This is a genomic window from Nocardia sp. CC201C (assembly GCF_030010695.1).
Classification (GTDB): domain Bacteria; phylum Actinomycetota; class Actinomycetes; order Mycobacteriales; family Mycobacteriaceae; genus Nocardia; species Nocardia otitidiscaviarum.
In genome coordinates this window covers 1-14,831 of sequence record NZ_JASCXP010000161.1, presented here as the reverse complement: position 1 = coordinate 14,831, position 14,831 = coordinate 1, and the positions used below count along the sequence as shown (strand labels likewise).

Genomic DNA, 14,831 nt, shown 5'->3' with positions numbered 1-14,831 from the left:
CCCGCGTAACTCCGGACCGTCTACCGCTCGACGATCGCGACCACACCCTGGCCGCCCGCCGCGCAGATGGAGACGAGCGCCCGGCCCCCGCCCTTCTCCTCCAGCAGCTTGGCGGTCTGCGCGATGATGCGCCCACCGGTGGCGGCGAACGGATGGCCCGCCGCCAGCGAGGATCCGTTCACGTTCAGCTTGGTGCGGTCGATCGGCCCCAGCGCGCCGTCCAGGCCCAGCCGCTCCTTGCAGTACTGGTCCGACTCCCACGCCTGCAGGGTGGCGAGCACCACGGAGGCGAACGCCTCGTGGATCTCGTAGTAGTCGAAGTCCTGCAGCTTCAGCCCGTTGCGCGCCAGCATGCGCGGCACCGCGTAGGTGGGGGCCATCAGCAGACCGTCCGGCCCGTGGATGTAGTCGACGGCCGCGACCTCCGAATCCACCAGGTAGGCAAGCGGCTTCAGGTTGTGCGCGGCGGCCCACTCCTCGGAGCCGAGCAGCACCGCGGACGCGCCGTCGGTGAGCGGGGTGGAGTTGCCCGCGGTCATGGTGGCGTCGCCCAGCTTCACGCCGAAGACCGGCTTCAGGGTGGACAGCTTCTCGATGGTCGAGCCGGGTCGCAGGTTGTCGTCGCGGGTAAGCCCGAGGAACGGGGTGACCAGGTCGTCGAAGAAGCCGCGGTCGTAGGCGGCCGCCATGTTCTTGTGCGACAGGTAGGCCAGCTCGTCCTGCGCCTCGCGGGCGATGCCGAACTCCTTGGCGGTGATGGCGGCGTGCTCACCCATGGACAGCCCGGTGCGCGGTTCGGCATTGCGCGGGATCTCGATGCCGACCATGGACGGGCGCAGGCGGCCGACCAGCTTCACGTAGTCGGAGTTCTTGCGGGCGCGGTTGGCGTCGAGCATCCACTCGCGCATGGATTCGCTGACGCCGATCGGCGCGTCGGAGGTGGTGTCGGTGCCGCCGCCGATGCCGGATTCGATGCGGCCCAGCGCGATACCGTCGCCGACGGTCACGATGGACTGCAGGCCGGTGCCGCAGGCGAGCTGCAGGTCGTGGGCGGGGGTGTAGGGGGACAGGGTGGAGCCGAGCACGCTCTCCCGGATCATGCCGTGCTCACCGACGCGCTTGAGCACCGCGCCGCCGACGACCATGCCGAGGCGCTCGCCCTGCAGGCCGTACCGGGCGACCAGTCCGTCCAGCGCCGCGGTGAACATGTCCTGGTTGGAGGCGTGCGCGTACTTGCCGTCGGAGCGGGCGAACGGAATCCGGTTGCCGCCGAGGATGGCGACGGGGCGCGCCTGCTTGGTGTTCTTGGCCGCGGCCTTCGCCGAACGGGCTTTGGTGGTCACTCGAGTCTCCAGTGTCTCGTCGGGGTCCGGCATGCCCGGTCGGTGGGATCGGGCCTGGTTTACATTAAACTTACTCTGGAGTAAGTTCATTGTCGACACCGTACCCCGCCCATGTGCGCGACATCGCTTCCGGGCACCGACGAGAAGAGAAGGTAGGAACCAGTGGCTGCCAGCAAGAGCAAGGGCGCTCCCAACCTGTACGGATCGTTCATCCACTCCGCCCCCGGCGCGTTCCTGGCGAGCAAGCTGGGTCTGCCGCAGCCGGAGACCCTGCGCCGCTACCGGGCCGGTGAGCCCGCGCTGCCGGGTCCGGTACTCGTCGGCGGCAAGGGTCGCGTCGCCGACGCCGTGCGGAACCTGCTCTCGGACTACACCTTCGTCGATGCGGTGTCGCCGGGCGTGAAGTTCGGCGCGCTGGTCTTCGACGCCACCGGCATCCGCACCATCGAGGAGCTCGAGCAGCTGTACGAGTTCTTCCAGCCCGCCATGCGCAGCATCGCTCCCTCCGGCCGTGTGCTGGTGGTCGGCACCACCCCCGAGCTGGCCGCGTCCGTGGACGAGCAGATCGCCCAGCGCGCGCTCGAGGGCTTCACCCGCTCGGTCGGCAAGGAACTGCTGCGCGGCGCCACCTGCAACCTGGTGTACCTGCACCCGGAGGCCGCGGCCGCCGCCACCGGCCTGGAGTCCACCCTGCGCTTCATCCTCTCGGCCAAGTCGGCCTTCGTCGACGGCCAGGTCTTCCGCGTCGGCAAGGACGACTCCACCGCCCCCGCCTCCTGGGACAAGCCCCTGGACGGCAAGGTCGCCGTGGTCACCGGCGCGGCCCGCGGTATCGGCGCGACCATCGCCGAGGTGTTCGCGCGCGACGGCGCGACCGTGATCGTGGCCGACATCCCCGCCGCCGGTGAGGCGCTGGCCGAGACCGCCAACAAGGTCGGCGGCACCGCGCTGGCTCTCGACGTCACCGCCCCGGACGCCGCGGAGAAGATCGCCGAGTTCGCCACCGAGCGCTTCGGCGGCGTCGACATCATCGTGCACAACGCCGGTATCACCCGCGACAAGCTGCTCGCCAATATGGACGAGGGCCGCTGGAACTCGGTCATCAACGTGAATCTGGCCGCTCCGCACCGCATTACCGAGGGCCTGGTGGCCAAGGGCGCGCTCAAGGAGGGCGGCCGCGTGATCGACGTGTCCTCCATCGCCGGTATCGCGGGCAACCGCGGCCAGACCAACTACGGCGCCTCCAAGGCCGGTGTCATCGGCATGGTGAACGCCGAGGCTCCGAAGCTGGCGGAGAAGGGCATCACCATCAATGCGGTGGCCCCGGGCTTCATCGAGACCGCCATGACCGCCGCCATTCCGCTGGGCACCCGCGAGGCGGGCCGCCTGCTGTCCTCGCTGCTGCAGGGCGGTCAGACCGTGGATGTGGCCGAGACCATCGCCTACTTCGCGTCCCCGGCCTCGAACGCGGTGAGCGGCAACGTGGTTCGCGTCTGCGGCCAGGCCCTGATCGGAGCATGATGACCGAGACCATCACGCTCACCGAAACCCCGAAGAACAGCAGCCTTTTCGTCAAGGCGGCGCTGGGGGCCATTCCGGTGCCGGGTCTGTCGAACCGGCCGTCCACCCTGCCCGACCGGGTGGTGAAGTTGCGGGGGCTGCGGGTCGATCCCGATCACCTGTCGGCGTACTGCCGGGCCACCGGTCTGCGCTTCGGCGACGCGCTGCCGCTGACCTACCCGTTCATCCTGAGCTTCCCGCTGGCCATGCAGCTGGTGGTGGCCCGCGACTTCCCGTTCGTCGCGGTGGGCGCGGTGCACGCGCAGAACCTGATCGAGCGCACCCGCGACATCTCGGTGTCGGAGCCGCTGGATTTCGAGACCCATATCGAGAACCTGCGCGAGCACCCCAAGGGCCTGCTGGTGGACGCCGTCACCGCGGTGAGCGTCGGCCGTGAGCAGGTGTGGCGGCAGGTCACCACCTTCCTGCACCAGCAGCGCACCTCGCTGTCGGGCGGCCCCAAGCCCGAGCCCAAGCCGGACGAGGTGCCGCCGCCGCCGATGCGCCAGACCCGGGTGGATCAGCAGATGATCAACCGGTACGCCGCGGCGTCGGGTGACCACAACCCCATCCACACCTCGGTGTTGGGGGCCAAGGCGTTCGGCTTCCCGAAGCCCATCGCGCACGGCATGTGGTCGGCGGCGAACGTGCTCGCCAATATCGAGGGCCGTGTCCCCGGCAAGGCCACCTACGACGTCAAGTTCGGCAAGCCGATCCTCCTGCCCTCCACGGTGAACGTCTACGCCGACCAGGTGGAAGGCGGTTGGGACCTGGCCCTGCGCCACCCGAAGAAGGGGTACCCGCACCTGACCGCTACGCTGCGTTGAGTTGCCGGGCGGTCGGATCTCTCGACCGCCCCGCGCGAAGCTCGACCCCGGACCAGGGGGACCGGAGCCGCGCACCGTCCCAACCGAATGTCGGCTCGCAGGGGTATCGACATCCGGTTCGGTGACACGGTGCGCGGCTCTGTGCTTTCACCCCCGATCACAGCGCCTCGCACATCCCGGATCCGGGTCGGAGGCGCTCGCATCACGATCCCGCGAGCGCCGCCCCCGGCTCGGTCGCCCGCTGCCGCTTCGCACCGGCGGCCCGCCCCCGCTCGGGCGCGGTGCCGCCATATGTGCGGCGAGTGCGCAGGCCCGGCCGTACTCGTCGAATCCACACTCCGCTCGGCGGGAACTCGCTACTCGGCGGACGGTTCGGGTTTGCGCCCTGCCAGACCGCGCCAGGCCAGGTTGTCCAGCAGGTCGACGGCCTGGCGGACCTCCACCTCACCGCTGGCGACCCGGTCGGCGATGGCCTCGCCCGCCCCGATCACCGCGACGGACACGATCTCGAAATTGGTGCCCGGTTCGGCGTACTTGGCGCTGGATTCCAGCAGTTTGGCGGTGAGTTCGATGATCCGGTCGCGGCTGTTGATGATGTCCGGCGCGAACGGTTGCTGGTTCAGCGCCTGCCGGTAGAGCACCTGCCAGGACAGCCGGTTGTTGTCCACGTAGGACAGGAAGGCCTCGAGGCCCGCCCGCAACTGCTCGTGCGGGGTCAGTTTGGGGTTGCCCGCCACCGCGACGGCCTCGATGAAGCGCATGCTCTCGCGGTGGATGCAGGCGCGGAACAATTCGTCCTTGGAGCCGTAGTACAGGTACAGCATGGGCTTGGAGATCTTGGCCTCGGCCGCGATCGCGTCCATGGAGGTGTCGTGATAGCCCTTGTGCGAGAACACCGTTACGGCGGCGTCCAGCATCTGCTGCTCACGAACCGCCCGGGGTAGCCGCTTCGTTCCGCCTGCCATCCACACTCCTAGGACATGTCGAAACCCTTATCTTACTCCATGGTAAGTTCCGCGAGCTCAACATTGCGGAAGATTCGCTCGCGATACGCACCGTGCAGCGTCGATAAGGGCTTCTCGGTCGCCGGTCGTCCAGACGTCAGCAGCGCGGCCCAGTGCCCTTGAACCTTGCCATGCGCAGTACCGAGGCATCCACCTGGCTACCCGGCAGACGGCCACTGGCGACCGCCTGCTCGAGTCGGTCGAGCACGCTCGTCACCGCGTCTGTGGTAATCCACAGGGCATTGTCCGCCCCCGCGACCAGGGCGGATTCCACCGCCTCCGCGATCGACATGCGGCTGGTAATGGCCGCCATGCCGCCCAGATCGTCGGTGAATATCACTCCGTCGAAGGGTGCCGCACCGTAGCCGGTACCGGTGCGCAGCAGTGCCATCACCTCGGGACTGATACTCGCGGGCACATTCGGGTTGGTGAGTCCGGGCACATCGAGATGTCCGATCATGACCGCCGCACCGGATTCGATCAGCCCCCGAAACGGCACCAGATCGCGGTCCAGCAGCTGTTCCAGCGGCGGCGTGCGCACCGCGCCGGTGTGCGAATCGCCCGACCCCGCGCCGTGGCCCGGGAAGTGCTTCATGACCGTGCCCACCCCGGCCTCGTTCATGGCCCGGATGAACGCCCCGGCGTACTCCGTGACCACCTGGGGATCGTCGGAGTAGGACCGGTCGCCGATCACCGAGTCGTCGGGCTGGCTGCTCACGTCCACATCGGGCGCGAAGTCCACGGTGATGCCGAGCGCCTTCATCTTCCGGCCGCGCTCCAGGCTGAGCTGGTAGTACTCCTCCACACTCATGGTCTGGGCGACCACCCGCGCCGACGGGGCCGAGCCGATGAGGTCGCGCAGCCGCGACACCCGCCCGCCCTCCTCGTCCACGGTCACCATGAGCGGGGTGCGCGACGCCGCCAGCACCGCGTCGATCTGGTGCTGGGCCAGCAGCGCCTTATCGGTCCAGCCGCCCACGAAGATGCCGCCCACCTGCTCGGTGCGCACCACGTTCTCCGCGTCCGCGGCGTCGGTGACGCCCACGGTGATCAGCTGCGCCAGCTTCTGCCGCAGCGTGAACTGCGCCAGGTAGCCCGCGGCGCAATCCTGTTGCGCCGCAGTGCTGGTCGTTTCGGTGGTGGTGTCGGTGGCACCGGTGGTGGTGGCGGTCCGGTCTGCGGCGGTCTCGCCACCGCCACCGCCACCGGAGCATGCGGTCAGCACGACCGCGGCCATGGCGAGCACGATCCCGGGGAAGATGCGCATGCCCCGACGGTAGCCGCCACCGGCACGGCCGCCCACCCCGACTTCAGGGTGTCGTCGCGCGTCGGTGGGGTCGAGGTGGCGCGCGCCGCCGTATCCACCCGAGCCGAATGCCGGGTACGCGGGGACGGTCGGCGCGACCGCGGTGATGTGTCGGCGGATGTGCCGGGCCCCGTCGGCGCGACCACGGTGATCCGCGTGGCGGCTACTTCCCGGGTAGTTCATGGTGCCCGCCGAACGCCTGGCGCATGGCGGAGAGCACCTTGTCGGCGTACAGCGATTCACCGCGCGAGGAGAAGCGCTGGAAGAGCGCGGCGGCGAGCACGGGTGCGGGCACCCCCTCGTCGATGGCGGCGTCGAGGGTCCAGCGGCCCTCACCGGAGTCGGAGACGCGACCGCCGAAGGAGTCCAGGTTCGGGTCGGCGTGCAGTTCGGCCGCGGTGAGGTCGAGCAGCCAGGAGGCGACCACCGAACCGCGCCGCCACACCTCGGTGACCTCGGGGATGTCGATGTCGTAGCAGTAGTGCTCGGGATGTTCGAGCGGCGTCACCTCGGCGGAGTGCTCGACATCCCGCTGCTTGCCCACATTCGCCTTGTGCAGGATGTTCATGCCCTCGGCGTAGGCGGCCATGGCCCCGTACTCGATGCCGTTGTGCACCATCTTCACGAAGTGGCCCGCGCCCGCTGGGCCGCAGTGCAGATAGCCCTGCTCGGCGGGCGACGGTTCGCCGGTGCGGCCGGGGGTGCGCGGTGCGGCCTCGACCCCGGGGGCGATGGACTTCAGCAGGGGTTCGAGGTATTCCACCTGTTCGGCCTCGCCGCCGATCATCAGGCAGAAGCCGCGGTCGCGGCCGAACACGCCGCCCGAGGTGCCGATGTCCAGGTAGTGAATCCCCTTGGGCCGCAGCGCTTGCGCCCGTGCGATGTCCTCGTGGTAGCGGCTGTTGCCGCCGTCGATGATGATGTCGCCGGGCTCCAGCAGGTCGGCGAGCTGGTCGATGACCGCGCCGGTGGCTCCGGCGGGGATCATCACCCAGACCACGCGGGGGGTCTCCAGCATGGCCACGAACTTCGGCAGGTCGGTGGTGCCGGAGAAGCGGTCGCCGAGTTCCGCGCCGAGCTCGTCGACATGCGGGCCGTTGCGGTCGTATCCCACCGCGGTGTGCCCGGCGGCGGCGATGCGGCGCACGATATTGGCGCCCATCCGGCCCAGGCCGATCATTCCCAGCTGCATACTCATCTCCCTCGAGTCGTCTCGATCCTCGGCGTGGCCGAGCGCTGCGGTAGCAACCTCCTCGATTGTCCCGCTCGCCGGTTTCGGGTTTTTTCCGGGATTCCCGGGCGCGGGGTGTAACGCATGCTGACGGGGCTCGATAGAGAGGGTGGCTCCGTGCTGTTGCCAGACCCCCGACCCGGCAACCGCACGGGGCTCTTTCCTTGTTCAGTGACCTGTTGCACAGGGTTTGCCGTGGGCCAGGGAATCGTCGGATGCCGGTGTCTCCCACTATGGTGTGCGGTGAACTCGCGTGCGCGGGTGCCCTTTTCTCCGACCATCGGGAGGGTGGTTCGTGACCAGCGGATCCAGTACCGGCCGCCACACGCCGACTCGGAACACCGGTCCGGAGCCCGCGCCCGGTACCCGGTTCCTCGACTCGGCCACCGCCCGCCGCGCCGGAATCGCAGCCGGTGTGCTGATGGCGCTGTCCGGTATCGCCTACGCCGCGGACTGGGCGATGTCCTCCGGCGAGGTGCCGCGCGGGGTCCAGGTGGCGGGCATCGATATCGGCGGCATGGACCGCGCCGCCGCGCAGTCGGTCCTGGAGCTGGAGCTGAACAGCCGCGCCACCCAGCCGCTGACCGTCCGCGTCGGCGACGAGAGCGCGACCTTCGTGCCCGCCAATGCCGGTCTGGGGGTGGACTGGACCGCCACCTGGGACCGGATCGGCGGCCAGCCGCTCAACCCGTTCGTCCGGCTGGCGTCGCTGTTCACCGATCGTGCGGTGTCCCCGGTCGCCGACGTCGACGACGCGGCGCTGGATCGGCAGGTGCAGGAGCTGCGCGCCTTCGATCTGCAACCGGTCGAGGGCACAGTGCGTTTCGAGGACGCCAGACCCGTGCCGGTGTATCCGGTGCCGGGTCGGGTACTGGACGCACCGGCCGCCCGCACCACCCTGCTCGAGCACTGGGCCGACGGCGGCGTCCTGGACCTGCCGGTGATCTCGACCCGCGCGGAGGTGACGCGGCAGGGCGTGGACACCGCGGTGAGCACCCTCGCCGAACCCGCCGTGCAGTCACCGGTGACCTTCACCGGCAAGGGCGGCAACGGGACCCTCGAACCCGCGCAGCTCGCGACCGTGCTGCGCTTCACCCCCGACGGTCACGGTGGTCTGGCCCTCGCCTACGACAACGATGCCGCGATCGCCGCGCTCGCACCGCAGCTGGCGCCGACCGAGGTGGAGCCGAAGGACGCCACCTTCGAACCCGGCGGCAACCGACTCACGCTGGTGCCCGCCGTGGTGGGCGACAAGATCTCCTGGCCGAAGACCCTCGAGGCGCTCCCGCAACTGGTGAGCGCCACCGGTGAGCGCACCGCGGCGGTGGTCTACGAGCCGGTGCAGCCCAAGCTGACCACCGAGGCCGCCGAGAAGCTGGGCCTGGTCGAGGTGGTGGGCTCGTTCACCACCGGCGGATTCAGCGGGCCGTCCGGCGTCAATATCCGCACCGTGGCCGCCAAGGTGAACGGTGCGATCGTGCTGCCCGGAGATACCTTCTCGCTCAACGGTTTCACCGGTACCCGCGGGGCCGCCGAGGGCTATGTGGAATCCGGAATCATCGACAAGGGCCGCCCCAGCACCGCGGTCGGCGGCGGTATCAGCCAGTTCGCCACCACGCTCTACAACGCCGCCTACTTCGCCGGTATGGAGGACGCGGGGCACACCGAGCACAGCTACTACATCTCGCGCTATCCGGCCGCGCGTGAGGCCACGGTCTTCGACGGCGCGATCGACCTCCAGTTCCGCAACAACACCCCCTACGGCGTCTACATCGAGGCCAGCGCTGACAGCTCCACCGTCACCGTGCGCCTGTGGAGCACCAAAACCGTTGATGTGGAATCCATCCCGGGTCCCCGCACCAAGGAGACCGAACCCACCACCATCACCCTCCCCAAGGGCGACGACTGCATCGCCACCGAGGGCGCGCCCGGTTTCACCACCTCCGACACCCGCGTCATCCGCGACTACCGCACCGGCAAGGAGATCTCCCGCCACACCCGCACGGTGAAGTACGACCCCATCCCGGTCGTGAAGTGCGTAGCGCCGGGCGAGGATTCGGGTGAGGACGCGGACGAGGACTCGGGCCGCTGACCTTCTCTCCTGCCGAATATCTCCACGGCGCAACACCATCGGGTTATCCACCAGCTGTGGATAACCCGATGCACAGCTGTGGATAACCGATGTGAGTTGTTACCTGAGGTAACCGAATCGACATATGCCGTTGGTCTTTTCGACAGGCACGGCCCGTGCTGGGGACAACGCCCCGCACATAGCACAACGGCCCGGGATCACCGGGCCGTTGTGTTGTCTTCCGGTATGGAAGGGCTACGTCAGAACGCGGCCTCGTCCAGCTCCATGATGTCGTTGTCGAGGTTCGACAGGACGGTGCGGACGGAGGTCAGCTCCGGCAGGACATTGCGGGCGAAGAACTGCGCGGTGGCAACCTTGCCCTGGTAGAAGGGCTCGGTCGAGCCGCCGTCGAGAGCCTTGATGGCGACCTCGGCCTGCGCCAGCAGCTGCCAGCCGATGAGCAGGTCACCCACGGCGAGCAGGAAGCGCACCGAACCCAGGCCGACCTTGTACAGCTCCTTCGGATCCTGCTGGGCGCCCATCAGGTGCCCGGTCAGGGTGGCGGCCATGGCCTGCACATCCTCGAGGGCGGTGGCGAGCAGCTTGCGCTCGGCCTTCAGACGGCCGTTGCCACCCTCGCGCTCGATGAACTTCTGGATCTGACCGGCCACGTGGGCCAGCGCCACACCGCGGTCGCGGGCGATCTTGCGGAAGAAGAAGTCCTGCGCCTGGATGGCGGTGGTGCCCTCGTACAGCGAGTCGATCTTGGCGTCGCGGATGTACTGCTCGATCGGGTAGTCCTGCAGGAAGCCGGAGCCACCGAAGGTCTGCAGCGATTCGGTCAGGTACTGGTAGGCGCGCTCGGAACCGACACCCTTGACGATGGGCAGCAGCAGGTCGTTGACGCGGAAGGCCACGTCGGAGTCCGCACCCGAAACCAGCTGTGCGACATCCTCGTTCTGGTGCGCGGCGGTGTACAGGTACACGGCGCGCAGGCCCTCGGCGTACGCCTTCTGCATGGCCAGCGAACGACGCACGTCCGGGTGGTGGGTGATGGTGACGCGCGGCGCGGTCTTGTCGGTCATCTGGGTCAGGTCGGCACCCTGCACACGAGTCTTGGCGTACTCGAGGGCGTTCAGGTAGCCGGTCGACAGGGTGGCGATGGCCTTGGTTCCGACCATCATGCGAGCGTTCTCGATGACGTCGAACATCTGCGCGATGCCGTTGTGCACCTCGCCGACCAGCCAGCCCTTGGCGGGCACGCCGTGGCCGCCGAAGGTGACCTCACAGGTGGCCGAGACCTTGATGCCCATCTTGTGCTCGACATTGGTGACGAACACGCCGTTGCGCTCACCCAGGGTCTGGGTCTCGAAGTCGAAGTGGTACTTCGGCACGTAGAACAGCGACAGGCCCTTGGTGCCCGGTCCCGCGCCCTCGGGGCGGGCCAGCACCAGGTGCATGATGTTCTCGAACAGGTCGTCGGAGTCACCCGAGGTGATGAAGCGCTTGACGCCCTCGATGTGCCAGGAGCCGTCCTCCTGCTGGACGGCCTTGGTGCGGCCCGCGCCGACGTCCGAACCGGCGTCCGGCTCGGTCAGCACCATGGTGGCGCCCCAGTTGCGGTCGGCGATGACCTGGGCCCACTTCTTCTGCTCGTCGGTGCCGTTGTTGTAGAAGACCTGCGCGAAACCGGCTCCGGCGGCGTACATCTGGGCCGCGGGATTGGCGCCGAGGATCATTTCGCCCAGCGCCCAGCCGATGACGCTCGGGGCGCCGAGGCCGCCGAGCTCCTCGCGCACCGGAACCTTGGACCAGCCGCCGTCCTCGAGGGCGCGGTAGGACTTCTTGAAGGACTCCGGCAGGGTGACGGTGTGGGTGGCCGGATCGAAGGTCGGCGGGTTGCGGTCGGCGTCGGCGAAGGACTCCGCGAGCGGGCCCTCGGCGAGGCGGCGGACCTCCGCGAGCATTTCCTTCACCGTGTCGGTGTCGAGATCACCGTAGGCGCCGCCGTCGAGGAGGCTGCCGATGCCGAGCACCTCGAAGAGGTTGAACTCGAGGTCGCGAACATTGCTCTTGTAGTGACCCATGGCCGTGTACTCACTCTCCATTGAGATGGGTGCGGTTCGGTGGTTGCCGTTCCCGCCCGTCGGTCCTCCGGCTAGACAGCGTAAAGGCAGGCTACTAGCGGGTAACTTATGCGCCATGTTACCCACGGGTAGGGCCTCCGCCAAGAACATCTCGGCCCAATGTGACGAGAAGCACGCGGGTTGCTGATCGCCCGCGGCCGCCTTGCGCCCGAGGGATTTCCGTTGTCGCAGCTAGGGGGCCATCCGGGCAGGTGGGGGCGGGTTGCCGCGCACCGTGCGCGATCATCCACGGTGAGGTCGGCGGGGCGGGGAATCGGACGTATCGGACCCATCGGCACTTGCCACGCAGCGCCCCGGGGTGTGGCGCGCGCGGGTCGGCCGGGCGGGTGGATACCGTGCGTTCATGCGCATCGAGACGAGTGCCGGACCGGCCGAGGTGGAGATCGCCCGACCCGCGGGGAAGGCCGCGTTCCTGCTGGTGCTGACGCACGGATCCGGCGGCGGCACGGATGCGAAAGATCTTCTCGCCGTGCGTGATCGGGCACTCGCACTGGGCGGGGCGGTGGCCCTGGTGACACAGCCCTACCGGGTGGCCGGGCGGCGCGCACCCGGCTCGGCCGTCGCCCAGGACGCGGCCTGGCAGGAGATCGTCGCCGCCGTGCGCGCGAAGTTCGCGAAACTCCCCCTCGTCCAGGGCGGCCGCAGCAACGGCGCGCGCGTGGCCTGCCGCACCGCCGGCGCGGTCGGCGCGCGGGGCGTGGTGGCGCTGTCGTTCCCGCTGCATCCGCCCGGGAAGCCGGAGAAGTCCCGGCGCGAGGAACTGCTCGCCCCCGGGGATATCGAGGTCGTCGTGGTGAACGGGGCACGGGATCCCTTCGGCATCCCCGAGCCCGGCGACGCCGCCGAAGTGCGGGTGATCCCCGGCCAGGCACACTCCTATCGGGCCGGTTTCGACGACATCGCCGAGACGGTCGAGACCTGGCTGCGCCGCTGGACCGCGGCCGACCCGACCCGGTCCCGGGCGCGCCGATGAATTTCGGAACGCACCGCCGTCCCCATCGGTGTTCGCCGCACACAGGTGCGCGAGCCGGACGAAAGGAATGACCCGTGGAGACCATCACCACGCCCGCCGGAATCACCCTCGCATTCGATCGGTACGTGGGCGGTGACGCGGGCACGGTGATCCTGATCGGCGGCGCGTTCGGCTATCGCGAATTCCCGAAGATGGTGGAGTTGGCGCGGCGGCTGGCCGACGAATACGGGCTCACGGTGATCAATTACGACCGGCGCGGTCGTGGCGACAGCAGTGACGTGCCGGGGATCTACAACGTCGAGAACGAGATCAACGACCTGCTCGCGTTGCTGGAGGCGGTCGGCGGCAGCGCGACCCTGCTCGGCTGGTCCTCGGGTGCGGTGCTGGCGCTGCGGGCGGCGCATTCCGGTCGGGTGCCGGGCATCACGGGTGTGGTGGCCTTCGAACCGCCGGTGGTGGCCACCCGCGACCACTACGTTCCGCCCGCCGATCTGGACAAGAAGCTGCACGAACTGATCGCGGCCGACCAGCGCGGCACGATCGTGCGCTACTACATGGTCAAGGCCATGGGGGTGCCGCGCATGTTCGTCGCCGCCATGCGTCTGTCCGGATTCTGGAAGAAGCTGACCGCCACCGCGCCGTCGACCGCGCACGACTGGGCGGTCATGGCTCCCTTCATGCGCGGCACCGCGCTGCGCCCCGCCGACTGGGCCGGGGTCACGGTGCCGACGCTGGTGATCTCCGGCGGCCGCAGCGGCGCGCTGTTGCAGGCCGGGGCACGGGCGGTCACCGAGGTGCTGCCCAATGCCCGGCACGTGGAGATCCCCAAGCTGAGCCACGATCCGGATATCTCACTGCTGCTGCCGCCGGCCGGTGAATTCATTTCGGGTACAGGCGAATATGCGGATTGGTCACCCGCGAAACCGTAGGCTCGCGACCGAGTCCGATTCATCCTCAGGAGCTATCCGATGCGAAAGATCACCGCAGGACTTTTCATTTCCCTCGACGGCGTCATCGAAGACCCGCAGGACTGGCATTTCCCGTACTTCGACGACGATATGGGCGAAGCGGTCGGCGCACAGCTCGGTGGTGCCGATACGTTGCTGCTCGGCCGCAATACCTACGACAGTTTCGCCGGTGCCTGGCCGGAGCGCGAGGCCGCGGGCGGGGACGACGCCGTCTTCGCCAAATCGCTCGGTGACGCCCGCAAAGTCGTTGTCACACACCGAGAGCTGGATTCGGACTGGCGCAATACCGAGGTGCTGAGCGGTGACCTGCTCACGGCCGTGCGGGCGCTCAAACAAGAGCCCGGTGCGACCGATATCGCCATGAGCGGTTCACCGTCGGTTGTGCGTCAGCTGCTCGCCGCCGGTCTGCTCGACGAACTGCACCTGATGGTGCATCCGATCGCGGTGCGCAAGGGAATGCGGCTGTTCGACGAGGGCGATCCGATTCCGCTGAAACTGCTGTCGGCGCGCACCTTCTCCTCGGGTGTGCAGTACCTGGTGTACACCTCGGCGGACGCTCCCGTGGACGGCGGATACGAGCAGGCGAAAACCCATCTCCCCCATACGGAGCAGGGCTAGGACTCCAGTTCCTTCGAAACCTCGGGCGCGGGGGCGGGCTTGGTGGCGATCACCAGGGCGTCGATGGCATCGCGGTGCTCGGTCGGGCGTTGCAGCCGCTCGGCCACCCGCACTCGGATACGGTCGCCGGCCGGGGCGAGATCGGCCACGATGTCCTCGGCGGTGAACAGCAGCGCCGGATCCGATTCGCCGCCATAGCCTTCGGTGAGATTGCGGGTGTCGTGGCCGAGGACCAGCAGCACACCCTCGGGCGAGAGCATGTCGACGGCGCGCAGCAGCAGCGACCGCCGCTGCTCCGCGGGGAGATGGACGTAGGCCAGCAGCACCAGTTCGTAGGGGCCGGTGATCCCGAGGGCGTCGAGATCGGTGATATCGCCGTAGCGCCAGTCGATGCGGTTGCGCACCGACCGCGACAGTCGCGAGGCCACCGTGCGGCCCTTGTCGATGCCGACCTGCGCGAAATCGACCGCGTCCACCTGCCAGCCGTGGGTGGCCAGCCACATGGCATTGGCTCCCTCGCCGCAGCCGAGGTCCAGCACCCGCGGCAGTTCGGGGCGCGGCTCGCCGGGGCCGCCCGGCGGGAACCGCCGCTCCAGCCCGAACACCTGCTCGACCACGGTCGCGCTCGGCGGTGCGCCCCAGACCAATTCGGTGCTGGCGTACTTCTCGTCCCACGCGGCGGCGTCCATACCCCGAGTCTATGAGCGCACCCGGCCCCGTCGGTGGGCGGCGGTCCGTGACCGGAAACGAGAACGGGGCCGCCCCCCCCCCGGGGGGGGGCCG

12 protein-coding genes are annotated in these 14,831 nt (G+C 68.9%); 6 read left to right on the top strand and 6 right to left on the bottom strand.

Annotated elements, in window-relative coordinates; translation table 11 throughout:
* Window positions 1–20: 20 nt before the first annotated feature.
* The gene (locus QK444_RS18140; protein ID WP_039818075.1) at window positions 21–1,343 is read right to left on the bottom strand and encodes an acetyl-CoA C-acetyltransferase; all 1,323 of its coding nucleotides are present in this window, start codon (window positions 1,341–1,343) and stop codon (window positions 21–23) included.
* A 162-nt stretch (window positions 1,344–1,505) separates the two neighbouring features.
* Here QK444_RS18140 and QK444_RS18135 point away from each other — a divergent pair, with 162 nt between their 5' ends.
* Both QK444_RS18135 and QK444_RS18130 read left to right on the top strand, forming a co-directional pair.
* Window positions 1,506–2,864: a 3-oxoacyl-ACP reductase gene (locus QK444_RS18135; RefSeq protein ID WP_282781835.1), complete on the top strand. Its 1,359-nt coding sequence runs from the start codon at window positions 1,506–1,508 to the stop codon at window positions 2,862–2,864.
* Window positions 2,864–3,730, top strand: a complete 867-nt coding sequence (locus QK444_RS18130) for a MaoC/PaaZ C-terminal domain-containing protein (RefSeq protein WP_282781841.1) — start codon at window positions 2,864–2,866, stop codon at window positions 3,728–3,730. Before QK444_RS18135 ends, QK444_RS18130 begins: the two co-directional genes overlap by 1 nt.
* Window positions 3,731–4,086: 356 nt before the next feature.
* Here the strand turns inward: QK444_RS18130 and QK444_RS18125 are convergent, their stop codons facing one another.
* The 3 genes from QK444_RS18125 to gnd form a co-directional block, all read right to left on the bottom strand.
* The gene (locus QK444_RS18125; RefSeq protein ID WP_282781834.1) at window positions 4,087–4,695 is read right to left on the bottom strand and encodes a TetR/AcrR family transcriptional regulator; all 609 of its coding nucleotides are present in this window, start codon (window positions 4,693–4,695) and stop codon (window positions 4,087–4,089) included.
* A gap of 136 nt (window positions 4,696–4,831) precedes the next feature.
* On the bottom strand, window positions 4,832–6,001 hold the full coding sequence (locus tag QK444_RS18120) for a glycoside hydrolase family 3 N-terminal domain-containing protein (protein ID WP_282781832.1): 1,170 nt from the start codon (window positions 5,999–6,001) through the stop codon (window positions 4,832–4,834).
* A gap of 202 nt (window positions 6,002–6,203) precedes the next feature.
* Window positions 6,204–7,232, bottom strand: coding sequence for a phosphogluconate dehydrogenase (NAD(+)-dependent, decarboxylating) (gnd, locus tag QK444_RS18115; RefSeq protein ID WP_282781839.1), 1,029 nt, complete (start codon window positions 7,230–7,232; stop codon window positions 6,204–6,206).
* 334 nt (window positions 7,233–7,566) lie between these two features.
* Between gnd and QK444_RS18110 the strand changes: the two genes are divergently transcribed.
* Window positions 7,567–9,363 carry a VanW family protein gene (locus QK444_RS18110; protein WP_282781830.1) on the top strand — a complete coding sequence of 599 codons (1,797 nt, stop codon included), beginning with the start codon at window positions 7,567–7,569 and terminating at the stop codon, window positions 9,361–9,363.
* 239 nt (window positions 9,364–9,602) lie between these two features.
* On the opposite strand, the gene QK444_RS18105 is transcribed toward QK444_RS18110, so the two are convergent.
* On the bottom strand, window positions 9,603–11,429 hold the full coding sequence (locus QK444_RS18105; protein ID WP_282781837.1) for an acyl-CoA dehydrogenase: 1,827 nt from the start codon (window positions 11,427–11,429) through the stop codon (window positions 9,603–9,605).
* A gap of 403 nt (window positions 11,430–11,832) precedes the next feature.
* On the opposite strand from QK444_RS18105, the gene QK444_RS18100 reads away from it, so the two are divergent.
* The 3 genes from QK444_RS18100 to QK444_RS18090 all read left to right on the top strand — a co-directional run bounded on the left by QK444_RS18100 (window position 11,833) and on the right by QK444_RS18090 (window position 14,048).
* On the top strand, window positions 11,833–12,462 hold the full coding sequence (locus QK444_RS18100; RefSeq protein ID WP_282781829.1) for an alpha/beta family hydrolase: 630 nt from the start codon (window positions 11,833–11,835) through the stop codon (window positions 12,460–12,462).
* A gap of 74 nt (window positions 12,463–12,536) precedes the next feature.
* On the top strand, window positions 12,537–13,391 hold the full coding sequence (locus QK444_RS18095) for an alpha/beta hydrolase (RefSeq protein WP_282781827.1): 855 nt from the start codon (window positions 12,537–12,539) through the stop codon (window positions 13,389–13,391).
* Window positions 13,392–13,430: 39 nt separating this feature from the next.
* On the top strand, window positions 13,431–14,048 hold the full coding sequence (locus QK444_RS18090; RefSeq protein ID WP_282781825.1) for a dihydrofolate reductase family protein: 618 nt from the start codon (window positions 13,431–13,433) through the stop codon (window positions 14,046–14,048).
* On the opposite strand, the gene QK444_RS18085 is transcribed toward QK444_RS18090, so the two are convergent.
* Entirely contained in the window at window positions 14,045–14,737 is a 693-nt protein-coding gene (locus tag QK444_RS18085) for a class I SAM-dependent methyltransferase (RefSeq protein ID WP_282781823.1), read from the bottom strand. The two genes, QK444_RS18090 and QK444_RS18085, sit on opposite strands and share 4 nt — an antisense overlap.
* Window positions 14,738–14,831: the final 94 nt, after the last annotated feature.

Bases quoted from the DNA above. Each gene is read 5' to 3' on its own strand.
- QK444_RS18130 (WP_282781841.1), top strand. From the start codon at position 2,864: ATGACCGAGACCATCACGCTCACCGAAACCCCGAAGAACAGCAGCCTT.
- QK444_RS18125 (WP_282781834.1), bottom strand. From the start codon at position 4,695: ATGGCAGGCGGAACGAAGCGGCTACCCCGGGCGGTTCGTGAGCAGCAG.
- QK444_RS18120 (WP_282781832.1), bottom strand. From the start codon at position 6,001: ATGCGCATCTTCCCCGGGATCGTGCTCGCCATGGCCGCGGTCGTGCTG.
- gnd (WP_282781839.1), bottom strand. From the start codon at position 7,232: ATGCAGCTGGGAATGATCGGCCTGGGCCGGATGGGCGCCAATATCGTG.
- QK444_RS18105 (WP_282781837.1), bottom strand. From the start codon at position 11,429: ATGGGTCACTACAAGAGCAATGTTCGCGACCTCGAGTTCAACCTCTTC.
- QK444_RS18100 (WP_282781829.1), top strand. From the start codon at position 11,833: ATGCGCATCGAGACGAGTGCCGGACCGGCCGAGGTGGAGATCGCCCGA.
- QK444_RS18090 (WP_282781825.1), top strand. From the start codon at position 13,431: ATGCGAAAGATCACCGCAGGACTTTTCATTTCCCTCGACGGCGTCATC.
- QK444_RS18085 (WP_282781823.1), bottom strand. From the start codon at position 14,737: ATGGACGCCGCCGCGTGGGACGAGAAGTACGCCAGCACCGAATTGGTC.